Origin of the sequence: Vreelandella arctica, from assembly GCF_037070215.1 — a bacterium.
In the GTDB taxonomy this organism is placed as follows: Bacteria; Pseudomonadota; Gammaproteobacteria; order Pseudomonadales; family Halomonadaceae; genus Vreelandella; species Vreelandella arctica.
Map to the genome: position 1 here is coordinate 33,563 of NZ_JBANSN010000017.1, position 21,533 is coordinate 55,095.

General features: G+C 52.9%; 26 protein-coding genes. 3 read left to right on the forward strand and 23 right to left on the reverse strand.

Annotated elements, in window-relative coordinates; all coding sequences use genetic code 11:
• Positions 1-16: 16 nt before the first annotated feature.
• Together purD and phaR are read right to left on the reverse strand one after the other, a co-directional pair.
• Positions 17-1,303 carry a phosphoribosylamine--glycine ligase gene (gene purD, locus V8L70_RS15005; protein WP_336269982.1) on the reverse strand — a complete coding sequence of 429 codons (1,287 nt, stop codon included), beginning with the start codon at positions 1,301-1,303 and terminating at the stop codon, positions 17-19.
• A 65-nt stretch (positions 1,304-1,368) separates the two neighbouring features.
• Entirely contained in the window at positions 1,369-1,875 is a 507-nt protein-coding gene (gene phaR, locus V8L70_RS15010; protein ID WP_336269983.1) for a polyhydroxyalkanoate synthesis repressor PhaR, read from the reverse strand.
• A gap of 135 nt (positions 1,876-2,010) precedes the next feature.
• On the opposite strand from phaR, the gene V8L70_RS15015 reads away from it, so the two are divergent.
• Entirely contained in the window at positions 2,011-2,724 is a 714-nt protein-coding gene (locus tag V8L70_RS15015) for a 16S rRNA (uracil(1498)-N(3))-methyltransferase (protein WP_336269985.1), read from the forward strand.
• A 24-nt stretch (positions 2,725-2,748) separates the two neighbouring features.
• On the opposite strand, the gene rloA3 is transcribed toward V8L70_RS15015, so the two are convergent.
• The 13 genes from rloA3 to hemH all read right to left on the reverse strand — a co-directional run bounded on the left by rloA3 (position 2,749) and on the right by hemH (position 13,729).
• Positions 2,749-3,315 carry a retropepsin-like aspartic peptidase RloA3 gene (gene rloA3, locus V8L70_RS15020; RefSeq protein ID WP_336269987.1) on the reverse strand — a complete coding sequence of 189 codons (567 nt, stop codon included), beginning with the start codon at positions 3,313-3,315 and terminating at the stop codon, positions 2,749-2,751.
• 33 nt (positions 3,316-3,348) lie between these two features.
• A complete protein-coding gene (locus tag V8L70_RS15025) occupies positions 3,349-4,617 on the reverse strand; it encodes a lytic murein transglycosylase (RefSeq protein WP_336270017.1) in 1,269 nt (422 codons plus the stop codon).
• Positions 4,618-4,709: 92 nt separating this feature from the next.
• The gene (locus V8L70_RS15030; RefSeq protein WP_431313227.1) at positions 4,710-5,759 is read right to left on the reverse strand and encodes a DASH family cryptochrome; all 1,050 of its coding nucleotides are present in this window, start codon (positions 5,757-5,759) and stop codon (positions 4,710-4,712) included.
• 19 nt (positions 5,760-5,778) lie between these two features.
• Complete coding sequence (locus V8L70_RS22945; protein ID WP_431313228.1) at positions 5,779-6,156, reverse strand: deoxyribodipyrimidine photo-lyase; 378 nt, start codon at positions 6,154-6,156, stop codon at positions 5,779-5,781.
• 2 nt (positions 6,157-6,158) lie between these two features.
• Positions 6,159-6,332 carry a DUF2256 domain-containing protein gene (locus tag V8L70_RS22855; protein WP_348534239.1) on the reverse strand — a complete coding sequence of 58 codons (174 nt, stop codon included), beginning with the start codon at positions 6,330-6,332 and terminating at the stop codon, positions 6,159-6,161.
• A 201-nt stretch (positions 6,333-6,533) separates the two neighbouring features.
• Complete coding sequence (mnhG, locus tag V8L70_RS15035) at positions 6,534-6,938, reverse strand: monovalent cation/H(+) antiporter subunit G (protein WP_008958996.1); 405 nt, start codon at positions 6,936-6,938, stop codon at positions 6,534-6,536.
• The gene (locus V8L70_RS15040) at positions 6,931-7,200 is read right to left on the reverse strand and encodes an MrpF/PhaF family protein (RefSeq protein ID WP_008958995.1); all 270 of its coding nucleotides are present in this window, start codon (positions 7,198-7,200) and stop codon (positions 6,931-6,933) included. The genes mnhG and V8L70_RS15040 overlap by 8 nt, the downstream gene beginning before the upstream one ends.
• On the reverse strand, positions 7,200-7,673 hold the full coding sequence (locus V8L70_RS15045; protein ID WP_101147809.1) for a Na+/H+ antiporter subunit E: 474 nt from the start codon (positions 7,671-7,673) through the stop codon (positions 7,200-7,202). Before V8L70_RS15045 ends, V8L70_RS15040 begins: the two co-directional genes overlap by 1 nt.
• Positions 7,670-9,274: a Na+/H+ antiporter subunit D gene (locus V8L70_RS15050; protein WP_101147808.1), complete on the reverse strand. Its 1,605-nt coding sequence runs from the start codon at positions 9,272-9,274 to the stop codon at positions 7,670-7,672. Before V8L70_RS15050 ends, V8L70_RS15045 begins: the two co-directional genes overlap by 4 nt.
• The gene (locus tag V8L70_RS15055; protein ID WP_008958992.1) at positions 9,271-9,618 is read right to left on the reverse strand and encodes a Na+/H+ antiporter subunit C; all 348 of its coding nucleotides are present in this window, start codon (positions 9,616-9,618) and stop codon (positions 9,271-9,273) included. Before V8L70_RS15055 ends, V8L70_RS15050 begins: the two co-directional genes overlap by 4 nt.
• 18 nt (positions 9,619-9,636) lie before the next feature.
• Positions 9,637-10,068: a Na+/H+ antiporter subunit B gene (locus tag V8L70_RS15060; protein ID WP_008958991.1), complete on the reverse strand. Its 432-nt coding sequence runs from the start codon at positions 10,066-10,068 to the stop codon at positions 9,637-9,639.
• Positions 10,061-12,412 (reverse strand): putative monovalent cation/H+ antiporter subunit A, encoded by a 2,352-nt coding sequence (locus tag V8L70_RS15065; RefSeq protein WP_101147807.1) that lies wholly within the window; start codon positions 12,410-12,412, stop codon positions 10,061-10,063. The genes V8L70_RS15060 and V8L70_RS15065 overlap by 8 nt, the downstream gene beginning before the upstream one ends.
• A 237-nt stretch (positions 12,413-12,649) precedes the next feature.
• A complete protein-coding gene (gene hemH, locus V8L70_RS15070; protein WP_101147806.1) occupies positions 12,650-13,729 on the reverse strand; it encodes a ferrochelatase in 1,080 nt (359 codons plus the stop codon).
• Between the two features lie 143 nt (positions 13,730-13,872).
• Here hemH and V8L70_RS15075 point away from each other — a divergent pair, with 143 nt between their 5' ends.
• Complete coding sequence (locus V8L70_RS15075; RefSeq protein WP_008958987.1) at positions 13,873-15,459, forward strand: cryptochrome/photolyase family protein; 1,587 nt, start codon at positions 13,873-13,875, stop codon at positions 15,457-15,459.
• Positions 15,460-15,468: 9 nt separating this feature from the next.
• Positions 15,469-15,867: a thiol-disulfide oxidoreductase DCC family protein gene (locus V8L70_RS15080; protein WP_008958986.1), complete on the forward strand. Its 399-nt coding sequence runs from the start codon at positions 15,469-15,471 to the stop codon at positions 15,865-15,867.
• A 37-nt stretch (positions 15,868-15,904) separates the two neighbouring features.
• Here V8L70_RS15080 and V8L70_RS15085 read toward each other — a convergent pair whose 3' ends face one another.
• The 8 genes from V8L70_RS15085 to rlmB form a co-directional block, all read right to left on the reverse strand.
• Positions 15,905-16,207 (reverse strand): DUF6482 family protein, encoded by a 303-nt coding sequence (locus tag V8L70_RS15085; protein WP_008958985.1) that lies wholly within the window; start codon positions 16,205-16,207, stop codon positions 15,905-15,907.
• A gap of 231 nt (positions 16,208-16,438) precedes the next feature.
• Positions 16,439-16,732, reverse strand: a complete 294-nt coding sequence (locus V8L70_RS15090; protein WP_008958984.1) for a hypothetical protein — start codon at positions 16,730-16,732, stop codon at positions 16,439-16,441.
• 122 nt (positions 16,733-16,854) lie between these two features.
• A complete protein-coding gene (gene dnaB / locus V8L70_RS15095) occupies positions 16,855-18,243 on the reverse strand; it encodes a replicative DNA helicase (RefSeq protein WP_008958983.1) in 1,389 nt (462 codons plus the stop codon).
• Between the two features lie 302 nt (positions 18,244-18,545).
• Complete coding sequence (gene rplI / locus V8L70_RS15100; protein WP_008958982.1) at positions 18,546-18,992, reverse strand: 50S ribosomal protein L9; 447 nt, start codon at positions 18,990-18,992, stop codon at positions 18,546-18,548.
• Positions 18,993-19,007: 15 nt separating this feature from the next.
• Positions 19,008-19,859 (reverse strand): hypothetical protein, encoded by an 852-nt coding sequence (locus V8L70_RS15105; RefSeq protein WP_008958981.1) that lies wholly within the window; start codon positions 19,857-19,859, stop codon positions 19,008-19,010.
• 12 nt (positions 19,860-19,871) lie between these two features.
• Entirely contained in the window at positions 19,872-20,099 is a 228-nt protein-coding gene (rpsR, locus tag V8L70_RS15110) for a 30S ribosomal protein S18 (RefSeq protein WP_008958980.1), read from the reverse strand.
• 33 nt (positions 20,100-20,132) lie between these two features.
• On the reverse strand, positions 20,133-20,510 hold the full coding sequence (gene rpsF / locus V8L70_RS15115; protein ID WP_008958979.1) for a 30S ribosomal protein S6: 378 nt from the start codon (positions 20,508-20,510) through the stop codon (positions 20,133-20,135).
• Between the two features lie 236 nt (positions 20,511-20,746).
• Entirely contained in the window at positions 20,747-21,532 is a 786-nt protein-coding gene (gene rlmB, locus V8L70_RS15120) for a 23S rRNA (guanosine(2251)-2'-O)-methyltransferase RlmB (protein WP_101147805.1), read from the reverse strand.
• Between the last annotated feature and the right edge of the window lies 1 nt (position 21,533).

A 21,533-nucleotide genomic window follows, 5' to 3' on the forward strand; every position in this document is an offset into this window, starting at 1 on the left:
TCAGCATCAGGCTTACTTACCCCTCGCGAGCAATCGCTCTGAACGCGATATCACGTCGACACTCAACGCCTTCCCAGTGAATCGCGTGAACGCCTTGGTACGCTTGCTGCTGCGCTTCTGAAACGCTATCACCTAACGCTGTTACGCACAGCACACGACCGCCTGCCGTGGTGATTTCACCCTTGGCATTTTGCGCTGTGCCCGCGTGGAACACTTTGCAACCCGTCTGTTCAGCGTCTGCTAAGCCGTGGATAACATCGCCTTTGCGATAGCTGCCAGGGTAGCCGCCAGCAGCCAATACCACGCCTACCGCCGCACGCGAATCCCATTCGCAACGCTGCCCGGCCAATCGGCCTTCGGCACCCGCCAAGCAAAGCTCCGCCAGATCAGAAAGCAAGCGCAGCATAATCGGCTGGGTTTCAGGGTCACCGAAGCGGCAGTTGTACTCAATAACGCGAGGGTTACCGGCACCATCAACCATTAAGCCTGCATACAGGAACCCCGTATAGGCATTGCCCTCAGCAGCCATGCCACGCACAGTGGGCAGAATCACCTGCTCCATAATGCGCGCATCAACTTCAGGGGTAACCACCGGTGCTGGCGAATAAGCCCCCATACCACCCGTATTCGGGCCGGTATCACCATCGTAGGCACGTTTATGGTCTTGGCTAGTCGCCATAGGCACGACATTCTCACCGTCCACCATGACAATAAAGCTCGCCTCTTCACCCTCTAGGAACTCTTCAATCACCACCCGAGCGCCTGCATCGCCAAACGCATTGGCTTCCAGCATGTCACGAATAGCGGCCTCTGCTTCGGCCTCGCTAAGGGCTACGATGACGCCTTTACCCGCAGCCAGGCCATCCGCCTTGATCACTATCGGCGCACCCATTTTTTGCAGATAGGCCAGCGCGGGGGGTACCTCAGTAAAGGTTTGATAGTCCGCCGAAGGGATTTCATGACGAGCCAGGAAATCCTTGGTGAAGGATTTGGAACCTTCCAACTGGGCAGCCGCCTGCGTAGGGCCAAAAATAGTTAACCCCGCTGCTTGAAAACGATCGACCACACCGTCTACCAAAGGCGCCTCAGGACCTACCACGGTAAGGTCAATCTGCTCATCACGGGCAAAGGCGATCAGACCCTCTAAATCGGTTGCCGCAATCGCCACATTGGTTAACTTAGGCTCCGTGGCGGTGCCTGCGTTTCCAGGCGCGACAAATACTTGTTCAACCTGTTTAGATTGCGCTAATTTCCAAGCCAGGGCGTGCTCACGACCACCGCCGCCTATCATCAAAACCTTCATGTGCATCCTTCTCAAACGGGAGAGCGTATCGGCGGCATTATGCCACAGCGCAGCGGCGAGTGGGGTTAGGAGGTAGGTTTGTTATCATCGTTGGTGTCGCGGTTATCGCCCTCAGATTGCGTTGTATCTTCTGAGTCATCGGCTTGACCGGGCTGGTTCAGCGTGTTTTGCCAAAAGCGCATATTCTCTTCAGCTAACTCGCGCATAAATTCCAACGGCGTGTTACGCATCGCCTGCTTCCACTGACTTTGCAAACGTTTTTGCTGCTCTAACATCAGTTGAGTGCCCTGTTCTAGGTAGCGCGACAACGGCAACGGTGATGTCATATCGTAAACGCGGATTAATTGCGCCAGCAGGTCGTTAGAAAACACTTCGGCCTCGCTGTCCGCTTGCTCCTGCTCGATAATAATAGAAAGCAAAATAGTACGCGTCAGATCTTCCCTGCTTTTGGCATCTTCTACCCGAAATGGCTCTTCTTCGATAATTAAACGGCGCAGGTCTTCCAGCGTTACATAACGACTTTGCTGCGTATCGTACAACCTACGGTTAGCATACTTGCGAATCACGCGCACGGCGCATCTCCTTAAACGCGATAGGGGCTTTTGTTCCCGTTACTGGTATTGTGCCTGCACCACGCGTCCATGCAAGCCACCTTAATAGTTTAGCAAGGCGCTCTGCGCCTGTTCTGTGACCAATAGACCCTCATTATGAATTTGATTTTGCTTGATCCTAACGATCTTACCGCCGACGGCCACGTCTGCATCACCGACCCACGTCGCCTGACACATCTGCGCGATGTCCATCGCTCGACCCCCGGCGACCTGCTAACCGTAGGCGTACAGGGCGGTCACATGGGTAAAGCGCTGCTGAAGGAACTCACAGCGGAACGCGCCTTTTTTCAATTAGAAACCCTTGATGAGCCACCGCCGCCACCGCTTCCCGTGCACTTGGTGTTAGCACTCCCCCGCCCACGGATGCTAGCGCGCACGCTGGAGCATGTAACGGCGCTGGGTGTGAAAGAGATCACCTTACTGCATACCAAGCGGGTAGAAAAAAGTTACTGGCAGTCACCGGAGTTACGCGCTGAAAAAATTCATCAACACCTACTATTAGGCCTGGAACAAGCGCGCGATACACAGCTACCTACTGTCACGCTGAGCAAAGGCTTTCGTCCCTTTTTAGAGCAGCAACTACCTGGCCTACTGGGCAACCGCCGCGGATTGGTCGCCCACCCCGGTATGCCTGATCCCTGCCCAAGAAATATCAGTGAACCTACTTTATTATTGGTAGGGCCAGAGGGAGGGTTTATAGCGTGGGAAGTCGAGCAGTTGCTGGCAGCGGGTTGCGAGGGCATGCACCTTGGTCCGCGCATTCTACGCGTCGAAACAGCCGTGACTGCCCTGCTGTCACGGCTGTTTTAACTAAGTAAATGTAAGTGCAAGTGGTTAAGATTGATTATCTTCCGGGTCGTGGGGCACAACGGTCGCGTTTTCCCCACACTCAGGATCTTGCAAGAACGTTTCACGCACATCTAACATGCCAAGATGGCTAATCGTACGGCGGCCCAGCAGTAGCGGGTAGTTCATCTCTTCGCGGTCGCGCAGACTGAATTGCTCTTCATAAATGGTATCGCCCATACAGACTTCCAGCAGCACCACAGGGCGCTCGTCGCGACCGCCTGCTCCGCGCACTGCTAATTCTCGATAGAGCGGACGCTCAATTTGATCACTAAAAACTTCACCGCTCTCCTGATCTTCAAGCTTTAAACGAAAGCGTACCCACTCTTCATCATCTTGCTCAAACATCTCAATATCCCGCGCATCTAGCGAAGACGTTAATGCGCCGCTATCAAGCTTGGCTTTCACTTCAATATCCCAAGGCTGCAGGGTTGCTTTTTCAACCCAGCCAAATACTTGATCGTCATCGGCCATTGCCACGGAGGCAGAGAGCAAGCCTCCCATCAATACACTGCCTAGTAACTTTTTTAGTAACTTTTTGCCCATTAATTGCATAACATCATCCTTGGTAAATTCGATTTAACCTGATCACTCTAAATGACTGCGTAACTGCTCAAGCAGTGCTTGCGTCGCAAAGCCATCCGGTATTAACCCTTGATCTCGCTGGAAGTTCCGCAACCCCTGGCGTGTATTAGGCCCCATTACGCCATCCGCTCCGCCCACAGAGTAACCAACGCGGTTTAGACCCCGTTGAAGCTCTTGAACATCATCACGGGTGAGAGGCTGCTGATCCCGCGGCCAGGCATGCTGTATCCCATCACGCCCGGCGATCGCATCACCCAAAGTTGCAACAGCCAACGCATAACTGGTCGCATTGTTATAGCGTAAAATGGCACGAAAATTTGCGCCTGCCAGGAATGCAGGACCATCGGCGCCAGCAGGAATAACCATGGCCGCACTATCAAAGTCTGGCAACTCGCCCTGCCGCGCCTCTACGCCTTGAGAACGCCATTCGGCGCTGCTGCGTCGCTCGGTCTGAGCATAATCAAAGCCTTCTGGCAAACGCACCTCGACTCCCCACGGCTGACCAGCCTGCCAGCCAGCCCGGTCAAGATAGTTAGCCGTTGATGCCATAACGTCGGGGATACTGCCCCAGATATCGCGACGGCCATCGCCATCACCGTCCACGGCATAGGCTTCAAAACTGCTAGGGATAAACTGGGTATGACCCATCGCCCCTGCCCAAGAGCCTTTCATCTGCTCGGCGGCGATATCTCCTTCGTCGATAATACGCAAGGCAGCGAGTAGTTCCCCGCGAGCGAAGTCACGACGTCGGCCGTCATAAGCCAGTGTGGCAAGGGATTCCAAGGTCGAGAAATCGCCGAAATTACTACCGTAGTTGCTCTCAATTCCCCAGATAGCGACGATAATTTCGGCAGGTATCCCAAAGCGTTGCTGCATCTCCAGCGCGGTATCCCGGTGGGCAGCCAACTTCTCCCTCCCGGTATTAATCCGCGTAGACGACACCGCAGTATCAAGGTACTCCCAGATAGCGCGGACAAATTCGGGCTGATAACCGTCGAGCTCGATCACCCGCTCGCGAAAGCGTACGCCATCCAGTGCACTGCTCAGGGTTGCTTCGCTGATTCCCTGATTGGCGGCGTACTGACGAAACTCCTGAAGCCACTGCTGAAAGTTTGCATAACTAACCTCAGTAGCCGCCTGAGTATCTACTTCTGTCATCAATTGAGAGTCGGCGAGCGCAACACTGCCTGCAAAAGGAGTGCTTAACGCGGCAATGAACGAGGCACATACTAAAGGGCGGAATGGTCGCCCAGCAGAGAAATTACGAGACATCATTTATATCCTTAGGCAGTCCTTGGCATGCCTGGGATGATGGCCTAGAAAAGTCGTAGATGCCAGCCTTCACGGCTGGTCATCAGTGAAGGTTACTTTGTAACGATAGTCAATATAGGCGGCTTGGCTGTTGTAACCGCTTCTTGGTAAGGAATTAACCATTGCGCCCACTGTTCGGGTTCAACATAAGGCGCCTTAAACGCGAGAGCATTGACACGCCATGGTTGGTGGCGTGCTAAACCAGGGGGAAAATTTTCGAGCGGTTTCAACCAGTGCGCAACATACAGCCCTTGTGGGTCGTAATGGCCTGCCTGCTTAAGCACATTAAAATAGCGATCCTGTCGTGGATCGCGCCCTACCCCGGCAATATAACGCCAATTACCCCAGTTACTGGCAACATCGTAATCAACCAAGCAGTGCTCAAACCATAAAGCGCCTAATCGCCAATCCACTTTTAAGTCTTTCACCAAAAAGCTGGCCACGTTTTGCCGGGCGCGATTGGATAACCAGCCAGTGTGGCGCAGCTCTAACATCGCGGCATCGACAAACGGCAGCCCGGTGGTAGCATTTCGCCAGGCATCAAAAGCGGCACAGGGCGTGGCTGGTTGACGAGAGCCAAACATCTTCGCCCCTTCCAGCTCAGCGACACGGATAAAATACTCCCTCCACAGTAGCTCAAAGGTAATCCAATAACTCGACTCAGTGCTGCCGTGCTCCGCTTCCCACGCCTTCACCGTTGCATACACTTGGCGCGCCGATAGACAGCCGCGGGCGAGCCAGGGGGAAACGCGAGTTGAAAAATTCGCGCCCAGTAAGCCATTGCGGGTTTTCTTATACGTCTCTGCGCCCTGTTGACGCCAAATGTAATCGTTAAGGCGCATATGTGCCGCCGATTCACCGCCCCGATACGCATAACCCTGACGGCTATCGGGCTGCCAAGTGGCGCTCTGTTCACAAACGGCTTTTAGGGGTGGAAACCCTCTGGGGGCTTCAGGCCAGGGGGGCAGCGTTACCGGTGCGCAGCGATTCTCAGGCACCGTACATTCTTGCTCTACGCTGCGCCTGAAAGCAGAAAAGCTTTCGGGTAATGCCGCCTGCTCGAAAGGCAGTGCGTGGCGTTCAAAAAGACGTCCACTTTCCATACACGTAACGGTTGTTTCACTAGGCAGCGCCTTCTACAACCGCTTGGATATGAGCATTTTCTTCAACCCCAGGATGCTCGGCAACGCGTATTTGTCGGGCATTAAGCGAGGCAGACAACTCGATGACAACGTTACTCGGCTTACCAATGCGTACCAACAAGTCACTGCCGCGTTGTAAAAGCTCACCGCGCAATTCCATCAAACTTTGCCATAAAAAGCGTAATCGGGCCGGCCCGATCCGCGGTGTCGATTCGCCCTCTATGAGAGGTGCCAACCACTGTTCATCCACTACAAAGAGACAAAGCAGGTAACTAGGGCGAGCGGTAAAGCGAAAAAGAGGGTTATCCGCAATACGCAGGTCGTCTTGCAGCCAGACGATATCGGTCGTGCTATTCATGCTCATGCCTCCTTGGGGTGCTTTGATGCCAAGCAGTTTGCCTGCTTAGCACTACGACGGCAGCGTTCGCTGCAGTAGCACACCTCGTCCCAGCAGCGCGCCCACTTTTTCCGCCAAAAGAAAGGACGCTCGCATTGAACGCAGGTTTTTTGCGACAAATGTTGTTTGCGGTGCATTGAACATTACTCACGCGCAGCATGTAGGACGCCTCAAAACATAGACACATTATCCTATACGGTATAATTATTGTACATGCTAAGTTTTTACCAGTGTGTATAAAAATAACGGGGTTTATTAAACAGAGGATATGAAAAAGCCACCGCGGGTGGCTCAATGGCGGTTATTCACTGGCGGTGACAGGATTGGTGCCGTCAGCTTTAATCGGGGTCTGTTTCCCTTGGCTGGCGCTTGGCATTTTCCTGCGTTTCCAGGCCACTTTTTAATTCGTGGGTCAATGGGTCGTAGTTAGGGCGCAATTCATCTTTGACCGTTCCACTCCAAAGCTTGGAACCGACAAAGTAACCAGCTCGCCCAATAACATGGGCCGCTACGGGTGCGGTCATCAAAATAAACACAATAATGGCAAACGAACGGGCCACAATGCCTACTTCTGCAAAGTGCATAGCGGCAGCCAGCATAACCAAAATCACGCCTAACGCCGCCGCTTTGGTGGTCGCGTGCATCCGTGTTAGCAAATCAGGCAACCGCAGCAGGCCTACCGAGGCAAGCAGTATAAATAGCGCGCCCGCGATGATGAGCGTGCCTTTTATGAAATCAATCATCCCGAGGGCCTCCCCTTTCCAAAAAGCGTGCAAACGCTATCGCCGCCAAGAACCCCATCAAGGCAATCACAATGGCGGCATCCAGGAAGCTGGCAACATCCGACTTGATCGCATACACCCCAACCAACCCAACAACAGTGGTTGAAAAAAGCTCCAATGCGACCACGCGGTCGGGCAGACTCGGGCCACGAACGACACGAACAAAGGTCAGGATAAGCGCCAGGCTCATGATGACTTGGCTGATCAGAATAACCGTATCCATTAGCGAAACAGCTCCAGGGCCCGGTGCTCCATCTCTTTTAAATTACGCCGCAACTCCTCTTCATTGTCTAAAAACATCGCATGGATATACAACACCTTACGGTCATCAGACACATCCAGGCTAAGCGTTCCCGGCGTTAATGAAATCAGATTGGCCACCATGGTAATTTCCATTTCGGTGTGGGCGGAAAGCGGCATAGCGATAACCCCCGGCTTCATATGCCAAGGTGGCGTCACGATATCGAAAGCGACACGTAAGTTGGCCTGAATGAGTTCTTTTAGAAAAAAGCCGATAAAACCGATCAAGCGCGGCACGCGAGCAGGATAACCTTTCAGGGCATCCAGCTGAGGCTCAATTAGCACCAGAGTGATATAGCCGAAGATTAAGCCGACAAGGAGATTCAGCCCACTGAAATCACCGCTCAACAGTACCCAGGCTAATCCTAACAGCAGGTTCCAAATAGCACCGGTCATGGCAACTCCTCCCCGGCGTCAGCCTTAGGTTCTTCATCGTTGGCGGCAGCTGAATCCAGCAGCACATCTTCGGCACTGGCTGAAGCGCCCAGCACTGCTTCAATATACCCGCGAGGCTCAAGCAACTGATCACCAATGCCGGTCATTACCCACATAATCGGTTCGGCAAACACACCAATCAGTAACGATGACAGAGCCAGCACCATTACTGGCAAATACATCATCCACAGACTTGGCTTTAACAGCCGCCCATCGTCACCGGTCGGCGTGGCCGTTTCGGGTACCAGATTATCTTCCGGTAGCGATTTCCAGAATATTTCATTCCAAATTTTGACCATGGAGTAGAGCGTCATTAGCCCCACCGCCAGCGCAATACCAGTGGCCACATAGGCCTCAACTTCCAGACCCGCGCGAACAATCACAAACTTGGCAAAAAAACCTGATAGCGGCGGCACACCGGCCAACGAGAAGGCAGAGATAAAGAAAGCAATGGCTAACCAAGGACGCTCACGATAAAGCCCCCCCATTTTTTTAAGCTGGTACGTGCCCTGCAAACGATGGGTAATACCGCTAATCAAGAACAGATTGGTCTTCACCACCATATTATGCACGATGGCAAACACACCCCCGGCAATCGCCAATGGTGTATAAAGCGCCAAACCTAAGATCATATAGCCAATTTGGCTGACAATATGAAACGACAGAATGCGCCTGAACTCATACTGGGCCGCCGCCCCCAGCACGCCCGTTACCATGGTAAATACTGCGCCCCAGAGCATAATGTCCTGAAGATAGCCCATGGTTTGATCGAATATCAGCGTGAAAACACGGAACATCGCATAAACGCCGACCTTAGTGAGTAGCCCGGCAAATAGCGCTGAAACAGCGACTGGTGGCGTGTGATAAGACGCAGGTAACCAAAAGAACAGCGGGAAGGCCGCCGCCTTGATCCCGAACGCCACCATAAACATGACCGCTAACACTTCGACCATGCCAGTGTGCTCCGCCTCATCCATGCGCAGCGCAATGTCAGCCATGTTGAGCGTTCCCACCATCCCATAAAGCAGCCCCACCGCCGTTAGGAAGATCACCGACGCTAACAGGTTCAGCGTGACATACTTAATCGCCCCCTCCATCTGGGCGCGCTCGCCGCCCAGAATCAGCAGCGCAAACGAGGCCACCAGCATTACTTCAAACCACACATAAAGATTGAAGATATCGCCGGTCAAAAATGCACCGGTTACCCCGGCAAGCAACAGGTGCATCAAGGGGTAATAGCCAAATTTTTCATGGCCACGGCCAGTGGTTGCCAATGAGTAAATCCCCATTGCCAAGCCGATAATCGCGGTCATCAAGACCATGACGGCACTGAGCAGGTCGGCGATTAAGGTGATCCCAAACGGGGCTGGCCAGCTGCCCATCTGCATCGTTACGTAGCCATCTGACAACGTCGATACAAACAGCCACAGGCTGACTATCAGCAGCGCGACATTGCCAGCCACCGCCATGAATCGCTGCATGGGTCGCGAGCGCCAAAACAGCAACGAGATAGCCCCTGACAACAAGGGCAGGAGGACGGGAAGAGCAACTTCAGGCCTCACGTATCAGTATCCTTCATCTTATCGAGATCATCGGCCTTAACGACTTCATAGGCACGTCGAATCAATACCACTGCAAACGCCAGTACCCCGAAGGCAATCACGATCGCTGTTAGCACAACCGCTTGGGGCAAAGGGTCAGCTACGCCGCTAGGCGGCTGCATCATACCTTCCGCAATCAGCGGCGGGGCACCACGGGTCATGCCCGCCGTGGTGAAAATCAGCAAATTGGCAGCGTTGGAAAGCAGCATCAAACCAATCACCAGTTTGACGATAGAGCGACGCAGCATCATAAAAATGGCCGTCGCATACAGCAGACCAATTGCCACTGCCATCAATGGTTCCATGCGGTGCCTCCTGTGAATTCAGGGTTCATCCTTATCCACCTCCATCAGCGTCATGACCATGCCCGTCACGGAGCCCAGCACGGCAAAGTAAACGCCGATATCAAAAATCAGCGGCGTGGAGGCTTTAAAATCAATCACCGGAATAGTCCACCACTGGGCAGTCAAAAAAGGCTGACCCATAAACCAAGCGGGCACCACCGAGATCATCCCCAGCAGCAGGCCGATGCCTATCAGGTCACGGGGATCAACCATCCGCAGCACTTCTTTGGTCGCGCTCACCCCAAAGGCAAATAGGTAAAGCGTAAAGGCCCCAGCGGCTACCAAACCGGCAATAAAACCACCGCCCGGCTCATCGTGCCCCCTGAGCAGCAGAAAAACAGAAAACAGCAATTGCAGCGGCATCAACAGCCGTGCCGCCGTATTGAGAATAATCGTGCCTGACTTAACCATCGTAAGGCTCCTTGGTGGTCACTTTACTGCTCTCCCCGCTCTTGCCATTGCTGTTCTCTCCATGACGCAGCTTAAGCATGGCAATTACACCAATCGCTGCGAGTGCCAGCACGAACATCTCACCCAGGGTGTCCAGAGCGCGATAATCAACCAAAATAACGTTGACGATATTGCGGCCGTAAGCCAGCGGAGCACTGTTCTCAATCATGTACGTCGAAATCGGTTCAAACTGCTGAATACTCCACGCAGTCATAATCAATAAGCAGATCAAAATGCCCATCATCGCGGCTACCACACCATCTCTTATGCGCTCTAGACTGGTGGAAAGATTTGAAAACCTCGGCAGCCGAAACAGCACCAGCACCAATAAAATCACCGTTAAAGTTTCCACCAGTAACTGAGTAATCGCTAAGTCCGGCGCGCTGAAAAGAATAAAAATTAACGCAATAGAGAAACCCATTACCCCAACCGACACGACGGCCCCAAGGCGCGAGCGAGTCGTTGTGGCAAATAGAGCGCCCATTGCCATCGTGCCCGCCACCACCACCTCGTGGAAACGGACATCAAGATCAAAAGCGAATATTGGCGAATGGCGTAACAAGATTGAATTCCCAATCAGCGCAATAAGCGTGATCAACATCACCAGAATGTAGTTACGCATATAGCCGTTTTGCAGCAGCCGTGTTTGCCACTCAGAGAACTGCACAATGCCGTTCATCATGCTTTCATAGCCCGCTTCGGGACCATGGCGCATGATCGGAGCCAGTAATGAAAGCTTGGCTCGCACACTATCCCAACGCTTAAACAGCAAAAAGCCAACGCCCAGGCTGATGATCGACATTATCAACGCCACATTGATGCCGTACCAAAGTGACAGTGTCACCTCCATCGTTTCTCCAGAAACAGAAGTGGCAGCTGACGTTAATAAGGCATTAGCGCCTAGCAAGGCTGGCATTAAGCCCAACAGTAGCGACCCTACTGCCAGTAACGCAGGGCCCACTAACATGCTTAGCGGCGCTTCATGAGGCTCAAGGGGGGTATGGTGACGCTTACCATAAAAGGGCCGTAACGCAATGATAAAGGCCACCGCGATGGTCAAAATGGAAGCGACAAAAGCGAATAATACCAACAGCATACGGAAGCTACCGGCGCCTAGCACAGACTCAAGCATTAGCTCCTTACCGATAAAGCCAAACAGCGGCGGAACCCCTGCAAGTGAAAGCGCCGCTACCAATGCGATCATCGCCGTTACTGGCATTAACGAGCGCAGCCCGCCCATCTGCGTCACGTCTTTGGTACCGGTTTCATGATCAAGAATACCGGCGACCATAAACAGCGCGCCCTTGTACAGGGAGTGCGCTAGCAGAAAAGTGACAAAAGCGGTCATCGCATATTCAGTGCCAATACCCAACAACATTGTCAGCGTACCCAACGCCATGATGGTCGAGTAAGCGAGCAGCTTTTTGATATTCGTATGGTGAATCGCTAGGAACGCGCCGGTCAGCATTGTCGTCGCCCCAACAACGGACAAAATACCGACCCACATCGCCGTTCCACCAAGCTCTGGGTGTAAGCGAGCCAGTAGATAAATGCCCGCTTTCACCATCGTGGCGGAGTGAAGGTAGGCAGAGACCGGCGTAGGTGCGGCCATGGCGTTGGGCAGCCAGAAGTGGAACGGAAACTGAGCCGATTTGGTAAACGCCCCAAGCAGCAAACAGATCAGCATGGGTGTGTAGAGTGCATGCTCACGCAGGTCGGCTTCCTGGCTAAGGATCTCCGCCAGCGACCAGCTATCGCTCGCAATCCCCAACAATACCAGGCCCGCCATTAATGCTAAGCCACCGGCCACCGTGACGAACAGGCCCTGACGGGCAGACTTACGTGCTTCAATATCGGCGTGATTAAAACCGATCAGTAAATAGGAGGTAATACTGGTCAGTTCCCAGAAAATAAACAGTGTAAATAGCCCGTCCGCTAACACCAGCCCTAGCATTGAGACCATAAAGGCGACGAGTGCAATATGAAAACGTGCGATATCGGGATGATCTTTTAAGTAACCACCGGCATACACCAGCACGCAGGCGCCCATGACGGTGATCAATAGCCCAAATAGAAGTGACAAACCATCCAGCAGGAAAGTAAGGCTGATACCCAGGGAAGGCACCCACTGCCACTCCAACAGCAAGCTGCCGTTCTCAATGATTTCAGGGGCTTGTAGTAACAGCCAGGCCGCTAACCCTGCTGGGAAAAGCGCCAGTACAAGACTGGTGCGATGCCCAAACCAACGATGCAGTAGCGGTGACGACGCGGCCAGCAAAAACCCCATTAAAACGGCAAGTTGCATCTGGCGAAATCTCCTGAAAAATGAAAGGCTCACCTTGGAGGTTGAGGCGAATACCCAGGCATCATGCCCTGTCACTGGCATGCCAGCGTTGAAGTAGTGTGATTCTAAAGTTGTACACCTTATAACAGATGGTTTTGACTGACCAGTCAAACGCTTAAACGCAAACAGCCGCTGGCGAACAAAAACTCGTCTGCGGCTGTTGTCAAGAAATGACTATAGCAAATAAGGTGTTACACGTTAGGCAATAGACAACCAACCCGCTAATTCATTATTGATAACTCTTAGTAGCGCTTCGATATGGTCGTCGCGATCATTCAGGCAAGGAATGTAGCTAAACGTCTCTCCGCCCGCTTCCATAAAGCTATCGCGAATCTCCTCTTCGATCTCTTCCAGGGTTTCGACACAATCTGACGAGAAAGCCGGCGACATAATCGCAATATGTTTATGCCCCTGCTTGGCAAGCTCCGCTACATGCTTGACGGTTTGCGGGCCAACCCACTTTTCAGGGCCAAACTGTGACTGGAAGGCGGTATCGACCTCCTCTTTGCTGAAACCAAGCTTCTCACGCAGCAAACGAGTGGTTTTCTGGCACTGGCAGTGGTAAGGGTCTCCCTCCATCAAGTAACGCTCGGGCACCCCATGGTAGCTCGCGACAAGCTTGGTGGGCCGGGTCGCAAAACCGTCATAGGCTTCTTGTACCGAGTTAGCCAACGCCTGAACATAGGCAGGATGGTCGAAATACGCGGGCACTGTGCGAATGTATGGCTGCCACTTCATTTTCATCAACGTACGAAATGCTTCGTCGTTAGCCGTTGCCGTTGTAGGAGAACCGTACTGAGGGTAGAGGGGGAAAAAGACGATTTTTTCACAGCCCTTCTCTTTCATTCGGGTCAACACGCTTTTAGTAGAAGGGTTGCCATAGCGCATGCAAAAATCGACTTCGACATCGTCACCATAGAGTGCTTTCAGCCGCGCCGTCATTTTTTCGGTTTGAGCCCGGGTCGTGGTTAACAACGGACTCTCATTTTTTTCGTTATTCCAAATACTACGATACGCCTTACCCGACGAAAAAGGACGCTTAGTCAAAATAATCAACTGCAGCAGTGGCTGCCATTTCCAACCGGCATAGTCGACCACGCGCTTATCGGACAGGAACTCATTCAAGTAGCGACGCATTGACCAGTAGTCGGTGGCATCCGGTGTTCCCAAGTTCGCGAGCACAACACCGACCTTGGCACGCGGCACCGACGGGTGATCACTAGGTGCATGGGCCAACCGACCCTCGGCCGGTTGATCCTTGACGACATTTTCGGTCATTACACTTGCTCCTGGAAAATAACGGTGTCACTGATCACTAATACAATTTATGAATACCAGAGGGCTAAATCCTATCACTTTTCGGCAAAGCGGCGGCATAAAGTTATACTATTGACATCATTTGTATAACTACAGGCCAACTCATGTCTAAGCCTCTGCTTCTAGTACTCGGCGACCAGCTCTCTTTTTCACTCACAACGCTGCAAGAAGCCCCCACCAATGCGGTCGTTGCTCTGTGCGAAGTCGCTGAAGAAGCACGCTATGTGCCTCATCATATTCACAAAATCGCCCTTTTTTTGGCCGCCATGCGTCACTTTGCCCAGGCACTGCGTGATAAGGGTTTCCAAGTCCATTACAGCGCCCTGGATGATGCCGATAATTGCCACTCCCTCATTGAGGAAGCCGAGCGTATAGCCGCACAGTATGGCTGCGACGAGATACGCGTTGCGCGGCCTGGAGAGTGGCGGCTGTGGAAGACGATGCACCAGCGTGAAGACGCCACGATTCCCTGGCGGCTTCTTGAAGATGAGCGTTTTTTTACGACGCCCAGCGATTTTAGCCAGTGGGCAAGTGGCCGCAAACAGTTAAGACTTGAGTATTTTTACCGTGAACAGCGCAAGCGGACCGGATTCCTGATGGAGGGCGATGAGCCTGCTGGCGGCAAGTGGAATTTTGATCACGATAATCGCCAGCCCATCAAGTCAGCGCTTGAGTTTCCTGAGCTGCCACAACACCGCCAAGACAAGCTTACCCAAGACGCTCTGGCCGATGCGGAACGCCACTTTAGTGATCATATGGGCACACTGACGAACTTTAACCTTCCGGTGACCCGTAAGCAGGCATTAGTGGATCTTAAGCACTTTATGCAGCATGGATTGGCTCAGTTTGGCCGCTATCAGGATGCCATCAGCGATTCCGCACCCTATTTGTATCACTCGCGACTCTCTGCCGCGATGAACATCGGCCTACTGTCTCCTCATGAGGTTTGCGAAGCCGCAGAGCAGTGTTATTACACCGGTGAAGCCCCGATTAATGCGGTTGAAGGATTTATCCGTCAAATTCTTGGCTGGCGCGAATACGTGCGCGGGCTCTACTGGACACAGATGCCCAGCTACAAAAGCGCCAACCCACTAGGCTTTAAGCGCGAACTACCAGCCTTTTATTGGGACGCAGACACCGATATGCGGTGCCTAAATCGCGCCGTTCAAATGACCATCGACAATAGTTACGCCCATCATATTCAACGGCTAATGGTCACTGGCAACTTTGCCCTCCTCTGTGGCGTCAAACCGGAAGCTCTGTGCGATTGGTACTTAGCGGTTTATGCCGATGCCAGCGAGTGGGTGGAACTGCCTAATACCTTGGGCATGGTACTCCATGCCGATGGTGGCTTAATGGGCTCCAAGCCCTACTGTGCCTCGGGTAAATATATCGACAAAATGTCAGATCACTGCCAGCACTGCCGCTACTCGCCAAAACAGGTCATCGGCCCCAACGCCTGCCCTTTCAATAGCCTTTACTGGCATTTCCTTGAAGCCAATGCGGAGCGATTAAATAAAAACCCACGCATGAAGCTAATCTACGGCTCCCTGAGGCGCATGACCGATGAGAAGCGTGAAGCTATTCGCCAGCAGGCTGAAAACTTTTTATCACAACTGGAGACATCACCAGGCTACGGGCAATCCTGCCACACGGCAGGCTATGCAATATCCACAACCGAACGCCAATAAGGAATAACAATGAGCCGCTACTCACCACTGAAGGCATCGCTCCCTGTTACGCTGTTTCATGACGGCCACTGCCCTTTTTGTCAGCAAGAAGTGGCATGGCTTAAAAAGCATCGTCACCAGGAACGCATCGCACTGGTAGATATCCAGGCCAGTGACTTTAACGCTCAGGCGTACGGGCAGGAATTTAATGCGATGATGGGCCAACTACATCTACAAGATAGCCAAGGAGAGTGGTATATCGGGATGGATGCCAGCCGTGCCCTCTATGCAGTGTTGGGCTACCGGCGACTGGTGAAGATTTCATGCTTACCGGGTGTACGCGGCGTGATGAATGCCGGTTACCGTTATTTTGCCCGTCGTCGAATACGAATCGGGCGGTGGTGGGAAAAGCGTAAAGCTAAGAGTTAACGATTTATACGTGAAGCGTTTGGGTTAGCGCGTAAACTTAAAATACTAACGGCATACGCGATGTAAGCGGCTCGCTGTAATGAGCGTCACGACCAATTACTTCATCGTGCGGCACGTGCTGTACTAAGTAAGCGCGGTGAATGCCAGCCCGTTTGAGTTCCATATAGGCATCATCCAGCGAGCGAAATAGCATTGGCTTAGAACGCTGCATCAGCATATGGCGCTCGCCTTCAACATCTTCCAGCTCAACCTGATAAAAACGGCTACCCGAATGGGTAATCACGCGAATTTCAAAGTTGTCGTGGCTGGCGACAAACTGCTTAAGATCCTTCAGTTCCATGGTTCCCTCCTGTTATTTGTCTATGTCATCAAGTATGGCATCAGGGCACAGCATGACTGCACCCTATGACGTTCCTGTTGCCCTGTTGTTGCAGTGTTGTGACATCCATTAAAAGATAGACTCACAATAGTGGGTTATTCAACAACTGATTTCTTAACCACTAATTTTCAACTGCATTCGAGGGCAATAGCGCAAGAGAGTTCCTGACCGAAGCGTCAAGAAGTCGTTATTTTACTGGTATTCAGAAGGGTCGATGGCTTTGCCAAGTGAATTACGGTCAATCCAGTTGCCGCCTTTGGTCTCTTTGTAGCGAAACACGACCTTATCCCCCACCTTAACGGGCAGCTCTCCATCTTCGGTTTGATAGCTGTACTTTTCTCCCTCCACGACCAAATGGTAGCGATAAAGATCTGGCATACCTAACCACTCTTTGAAAGGCCCTTCACGCTCAAGTGCTTCAAGCTCACCGCGACCTTCTAGCTTAGGAAGACGCTGCCGATTACCGCGCCGAAATCCACCTGCCATTTGCTACTCCCGTTTATTTGCATATCATGGGTGGGGCATTATACGAGCTCGCTCCCCATCCTCAAGTGACTCATCACAAAGCTGGCTTTGAAGCCGGTCTTCCCAAACCAGCCTGTAAAAACCTAGTCGCCGAATGCTTGACCGTAGCTATCCGGGGCCAAATCCTCGAAGCGGGTATATTTACCGATAAACGCCATGTGAACGGTGCCGATCGGGCCGTTACGCTGCTTACCAATAATTAACTCCGCGATACCTTGGTTATCGGGGTTATCTGGATTATAGACTTCATCGCGATAAACGAAGGCAATGACGTCCGCGTCCTGCTCAATGGCGCCCGACTCACGCAAATCCGACATGACTGGCCGTTTATTCGGACGCTGCTCCAACGAGCGGTTCAACTGGGAAAGTGCCACGACTGGACAATTAAACTCTTTCGCCAAGCCCTTCAACGAGCGCGAGATTTCAGAAATTTCACCGGTACGGTTTTCATTGAAGCCGGGGATCTGCATTAACTGAAGGTAATCGATCATCACCAGTGCAATATTGCCATGCTCACGCACCACCCGACGCAACCGTGAGCGCATCTCATTTGGCGATAAGGCCGCGGTATCATCGATAAACAGCTGTTTGTCTTTGAGCAGATTGACGGCGGAGGTTAAGCGCGGCCAATCCTCATCTTCCAACTGCCCGGTACGTACGCGGGTTTGGTCAATCCTACCCAGCGATGAGAGCATCCTCAGCATCAGGGATTCGGCGGGCATCTCCATAGAGAAGACCATGACCGGCTTGTCGCTGGAAATAACCGCATGCTCAACCAGGTTCATCGCGAAGGTGGTTTTACCCATGGAGGGACGACCTGCAATCACCACCATATCCGACGGCTGGAGACCAGTGGTCATCTCATCCAAGTCACGGAAACCGGTGGAAAGCCCGGTCATTTCACCTTTCAGGTTAAACAGCTCATCAATGCGATCAACGGCTTTGGTCAGCAAATCGCTCATACCGATAGGACCGCCGGTTTTAGGACGCTCCTCGGCAATCTGGAACACTAACCGTTCCGCTTCATTGAGCAATTCATCCGCCGGACGCCCTTGAGGGGAAAAAGCGCTATCGGCGATTTGGTTAGCAGCCCGGATCAATTTACGCAGCGTTGCCCGCTCACGCACGATATCGGCGTAGGCGCGAATATTACTGGCAGAGGGCGTGTTACGCGCAAGCTCGGCTAAAAACGCTAACCCACCGACCGTATCCAAGTGATCCCGCGCTTCCAGCGCTTCGGAAAGCGTTACCACGTCCAATGGCTGACCGGATTCAGCCAGATGAATCATCACGTTGAACACTAAACGGTGCTCATAACGGTAGAAATCATCCGCCACCAAGCGCTCTGAGACGTTATCCCAGGCTTGGTTATCCAGCATTAGCCCGCCTAATACCGACTGCTCCGCCTCCAGAGAGTGCGGCGGCAGTTTTAGCGCTGCCGTTTCTTTATCAGCAGAAGGCTGGTCCTGCATAGCGAGCTCCTTTAAATACTACAGCGTAGCCAATAATGAAGAGGGGTATCTTAGCCGGAGCGAGGACGTTCGACCACCGACATCACAGCCAATCTAGACATTGTCTGAAAAACGCCAAACCGTAATAGACCAGGCGGATTTATGACACTATCCAGCACTACCGTCTTGCAGCACAGGCGTCAGAAATAACAAAAGGCGCGGGTTTCCCCGCGCCTTTTGAGGCGTTCGTGCCAGTACAGTGAGTGACCAAGCACTAAATACTTACTTGGCACTTATCTCGTACTTAAGTAGCACTTACTTAATTACTCTGCAACTACTACTACACGTACAGTCGTATTCACTTCAGCGTGCAAGTGAATAGCAATGTCGTATTCGCCAGTTTGGCGAATCGGCCCTGTCGGCATACGCACTTCGCTCTTGGCAATATCGATGCCAGCAGAGGAAATGGCGTCAGCCAGGTCACGCGGACCAATAGAACCGAACAGCTTGCCTTCGTCGCCTGCTTTGGAAACCAAAGACAGCTCGATGTCGTTTAGCTGCTCAGCGCGCACTTCGGCTTCTGCCTTGCGCTCAGCGGCTTGCGCTTCGAGCTCAGCACGCTGTGCTTCAAACGCTTCGATGTTGTCTTTGGTGGCCGGTACGGCTAAGCCGTAAGGCACCAAGTAGTTACGACCATAACCAGGCTTCACGGTGACTTTGTCACCCAGGCCGCCCAGCTTACCAATGTTGTCGAGCAGAATGACTTCCATCTCGTAAACCTCTTGTCAGTTGCTGCGGGCAAGGCGTGCGCGAACGTTCGCGAATGTATCAATCAGCCCCAACAGCAGCACAATGAGAATCGTGGGCCAGGTCGTGATTAGCAGCACATAAAATGCTACCAGCCACAGCCCGTTCATCCCCTTTATTCCAATAAACCCATGCACTAACGCAACGCCAGCTACCAACAGCGGAATCCAACCAAGCATCGCCAGCGCGTGTGCGCCCAGCAGCATGCCTATCACTCCAATGACGACCAATACGGCCAGCTCTTTGGGTGTTAAGCGTAGTGCATGAAACTCTTCGCGAAAGCCACCTGGGTTATACAACCCAGCTTGCCAACTACGCGCAAGCGCTAAACACACTATTGCTGCCAACAGTACGACGAGCCCAGTCACCCCACCCACCACTAACGCGGCGATGGTTTGGGTATCGTAGCCCTGATTGGCGAATTCCGTGAGCATGCGGTCCACTTCTTCTGAACCTTCCCGCAACTGCTCAAGCATTAACTCTGTGCCGCCTGGTGGGCTGAAGATGCCAAGCTGAACCATGACAGCGGCGACCAACGTCCCCACAATCAACGTTTCACCCCAACGCATCCTCTCGCGCAGGATAACGGCCATCAGCGTTACCAGCAGTATGCTAGCAAGCGGAATGACGTCTCCCTGTGCCCACCACCAGCCAGCCGGCAGTGCTGCAGCGATAATGACTGGCAGCGCAGGTGCAAAACCTTTGCGTAGCGTCATCAACGCGGCGATGGCTGCCCCTAACCAGAACAGCCAAGGCACTAGCGTTGCCAGGGCCGCCCCGCCTGCTGCGTAAGGCGTGCCCCGCATTAGCCATCGGGCTAGTGCCAGCATCACGTTAAACGCTTACTGGTGGCTATCGGAGTAGGGCAGCAGTGCCAGATAACGCGAGCGCTTGATAGCAGTCGCCAACTGACGCTGATAGCGTGCTTTGGTGCCGGTAATACGGCTTGGAACGATCTTGCCGGTTTCGGTGATGTAAGCCTTCAGCGTGTCCAGATCTTTGTAATCGATCTGCTTGATGCCTTCAGCGGTGAAGCGGCAAAACTTACGGCGACGGAAAAAACGTGCCATGGACTAGCTCCTTAAAACGTGCAGTGAATAAAATCAGGCAGTTTCTTCTTCTTCAGCGCGCGGTTTTTCTTCGCGACGCGGACGTTTTTCTTCTGCCGGCTTCATCATCGGGGAAGCTTCAGTAACCGCTTCTTTGCAGCGAACAACCAGGCTGCGGATAATGGCGTCGTTGTAACGGAAGATATTCTCGATTTCATCGAGAGTTTCGCCGTTACATTCGACATTCATCAGCACGTAGTGGGCTTTGTGGATCTTGTTGATCGGGTAAGCCAAGTGACGACGACCCCAATCTTCTAGACGGTGCACAGTGCCGCTGTTTTCAGTAACGATGCTGGTGTAGCGCTCAACCATCGCCGGCACCTGCTCGCTTTGATCCGGGTGGACCATAAACACGATTTCGTAATGACGCATAGGATCTCCTTGCGGTTTGACAGCTTCCGTTGTGTGCTACTGCTAAAGGCAGTAAACGACGACAAGGAAGCAAGGAGTTAACTGAAGTGCTCCGCCACCGCATTAAACGGCTACCGGGGCATCAAACAGAACTTTTATTTCAACAACTGTTTTTTAACGACAGTTTCAATTACTAATTCTCACAGCTAACGCCCGCTTGCAGACAAACGGGCGCGTGTATCTTAGTAGTACGGCGGTTAACTTGCAAGCTGGCGCTGTCGGACAGCTTCAAACAAGCAGATACCGGTAGCTACTGACACATTGAGGCTAGAAACCTCCCCTGCCATCGGTAACTTGGCAAGGTTATCGCACGCTTCGCGCGTTAACCGCCGCATGCCCTTGCCTTCTGCTCCCATCACCAGGGCAGTAGGCCCCGTCATGTCAATATCAAATACGCTGGCCTCAGCCTCACCTGCCGTGCCGGTTATCCAGACACCGGCATCTTTTAGCTTGGCAAGCGTACGCGCCAAATTCGTCACTTGATAAACCGGCACCACCTCGGCGGCACCACAGGCAACTTTGCGCACGGTGGCATTGAGCGGTGCGGCCTTATCCTTCGCCACGATCACCCCGTGCGCACCGGCGGCATCCGCGCTGCGCAGGCAGGCACCGAAGTTATGCACATCCGTCACGCCATCCAAAATCAGCAACAGTGGCGGTGTATTCGAGGGCCAAGCACGCAGCTTAAGCCAGAGCGACTCTTCGCCCTCGGGAGTTAGCGGCGGACAAAACGCGACTACCCCTTGGTGGGCAGCCCCCTGGGTTAGCTGATCAAGCAAATCGCGGGGTTGCTCTTTCACACGAGCGCCATGCGACTGAGCGTGGGCGACCAACTCTTTCAAGCGGCTCCCCGCCCCCTGCTGCACCCACAACTCACGGGGTGCCTCACCTCTATCTAGCAGGCTTTGCAGTGCATGAACGCCATAAACCTGATCTAGCCCATCAGGGGTCTTGGGACCCCGCCGTGAAGACGCTGACTTCATG

Bases quoted from the DNA above. Each gene is read 5' to 3' on its own strand.
- mnhG (WP_008958996.1), bottom strand. From the start codon at position 6,938: ATGATTGATTTCATAAAAGGCACGCTCATCATCGCGGGCGCGCTATTT.
- V8L70_RS15055 (WP_008958992.1), bottom strand. From the start codon at position 9,618: ATGGAACCATTGATGGCAGTGGCAATTGGTCTGCTGTATGCGACGGCC.
- rloA3 (WP_336269987.1), bottom strand. From the start codon at position 3,315: ATGCAATTAATGGGCAAAAAGTTACTAAAAAAGTTACTAGGCAGTGTA.
- V8L70_RS22945 (WP_431313228.1), bottom strand. From the start codon at position 6,156: ATGAATAGCACGACCGATATCGTCTGGCTGCAAGACGACCTGCGTATT.
- V8L70_RS15065 (WP_101147807.1), bottom strand. From the start codon at position 12,412: ATGCAACTTGCCGTTTTAATGGGGTTTTTGCTGGCCGCGTCGTCACCG.
- V8L70_RS15105 (WP_008958981.1), bottom strand. From the start codon at position 19,859: ATGCTGGCACTAGCCCGATGGCTAATGCGGGGCACGCCTTACGCAGCA.
- V8L70_RS15030 (WP_431313227.1), bottom strand. From the start codon at position 5,759: ATGGAAAGTGGACGTCTTTTTGAACGCCACGCACTGCCTTTCGAGCAG.
- purD (WP_336269982.1), bottom strand. From the start codon at position 1,303: ATGAAGGTTTTGATGATAGGCGGCGGTGGTCGTGAGCACGCCCTGGCT.
- dnaB (WP_008958983.1), bottom strand. From the start codon at position 18,243: ATGCAGGACCAGCCTTCTGCTGATAAAGAAACGGCAGCGCTAAAACTG.
- V8L70_RS22855 (WP_348534239.1), bottom strand. From the start codon at position 6,332: ATGCACCGCAAACAACATTTGTCGCAAAAAACCTGCGTTCAATGCGAG.
- rlmB (WP_101147805.1), bottom strand. From the start codon at position 21,532: ATGAAGTCAGCGTCTTCACGGCGGGGTCCCAAGACCCCTGATGGGCTA.
- V8L70_RS15075 (WP_008958987.1), top strand. From the start codon at position 13,873: ATGTCTAAGCCTCTGCTTCTAGTACTCGGCGACCAGCTCTCTTTTTCA.
- V8L70_RS15090 (WP_008958984.1), bottom strand. From the start codon at position 16,732: ATGGCAGGTGGATTTCGGCGCGGTAATCGGCAGCGTCTTCCTAAGCTA.
- V8L70_RS15060 (WP_008958991.1), bottom strand. From the start codon at position 10,068: ATGGTTAAGTCAGGCACGATTATTCTCAATACGGCGGCACGGCTGTTG.
- V8L70_RS15045 (WP_101147809.1), bottom strand. From the start codon at position 7,673: ATGACCGGTGCTATTTGGAACCTGCTGTTAGGATTAGCCTGGGTACTG.
- V8L70_RS15040 (WP_008958995.1), bottom strand. From the start codon at position 7,200: ATGGATACGGTTATTCTGATCAGCCAAGTCATCATGAGCCTGGCGCTT.
- V8L70_RS15025 (WP_336270017.1), bottom strand. From the start codon at position 4,617: ATGTCTCGTAATTTCTCTGCTGGGCGACCATTCCGCCCTTTAGTATGT.
- rplI (WP_008958982.1), bottom strand. From the start codon at position 18,992: ATGGAAGTCATTCTGCTCGACAACATTGGTAAGCTGGGCGGCCTGGGT.
- V8L70_RS15080 (WP_008958986.1), top strand. From the start codon at position 15,469: ATGAGCCGCTACTCACCACTGAAGGCATCGCTCCCTGTTACGCTGTTT.
- V8L70_RS15015 (WP_336269985.1), top strand. From the start codon at position 2,011: ATGAATTTGATTTTGCTTGATCCTAACGATCTTACCGCCGACGGCCAC.
- V8L70_RS15085 (WP_008958985.1), bottom strand. From the start codon at position 16,207: ATGGAACTGAAGGATCTTAAGCAGTTTGTCGCCAGCCACGACAACTTT.
- rpsR (WP_008958980.1), bottom strand. From the start codon at position 20,099: ATGGCACGTTTTTTCCGTCGCCGTAAGTTTTGCCGCTTCACCGCTGAA.
- hemH (WP_101147806.1), bottom strand. From the start codon at position 13,729: ATGACCGAAAATGTCGTCAAGGATCAACCGGCCGAGGGTCGGTTGGCC.
- rpsF (WP_008958979.1), bottom strand. From the start codon at position 20,510: ATGCGTCATTACGAAATCGTGTTTATGGTCCACCCGGATCAAAGCGAG.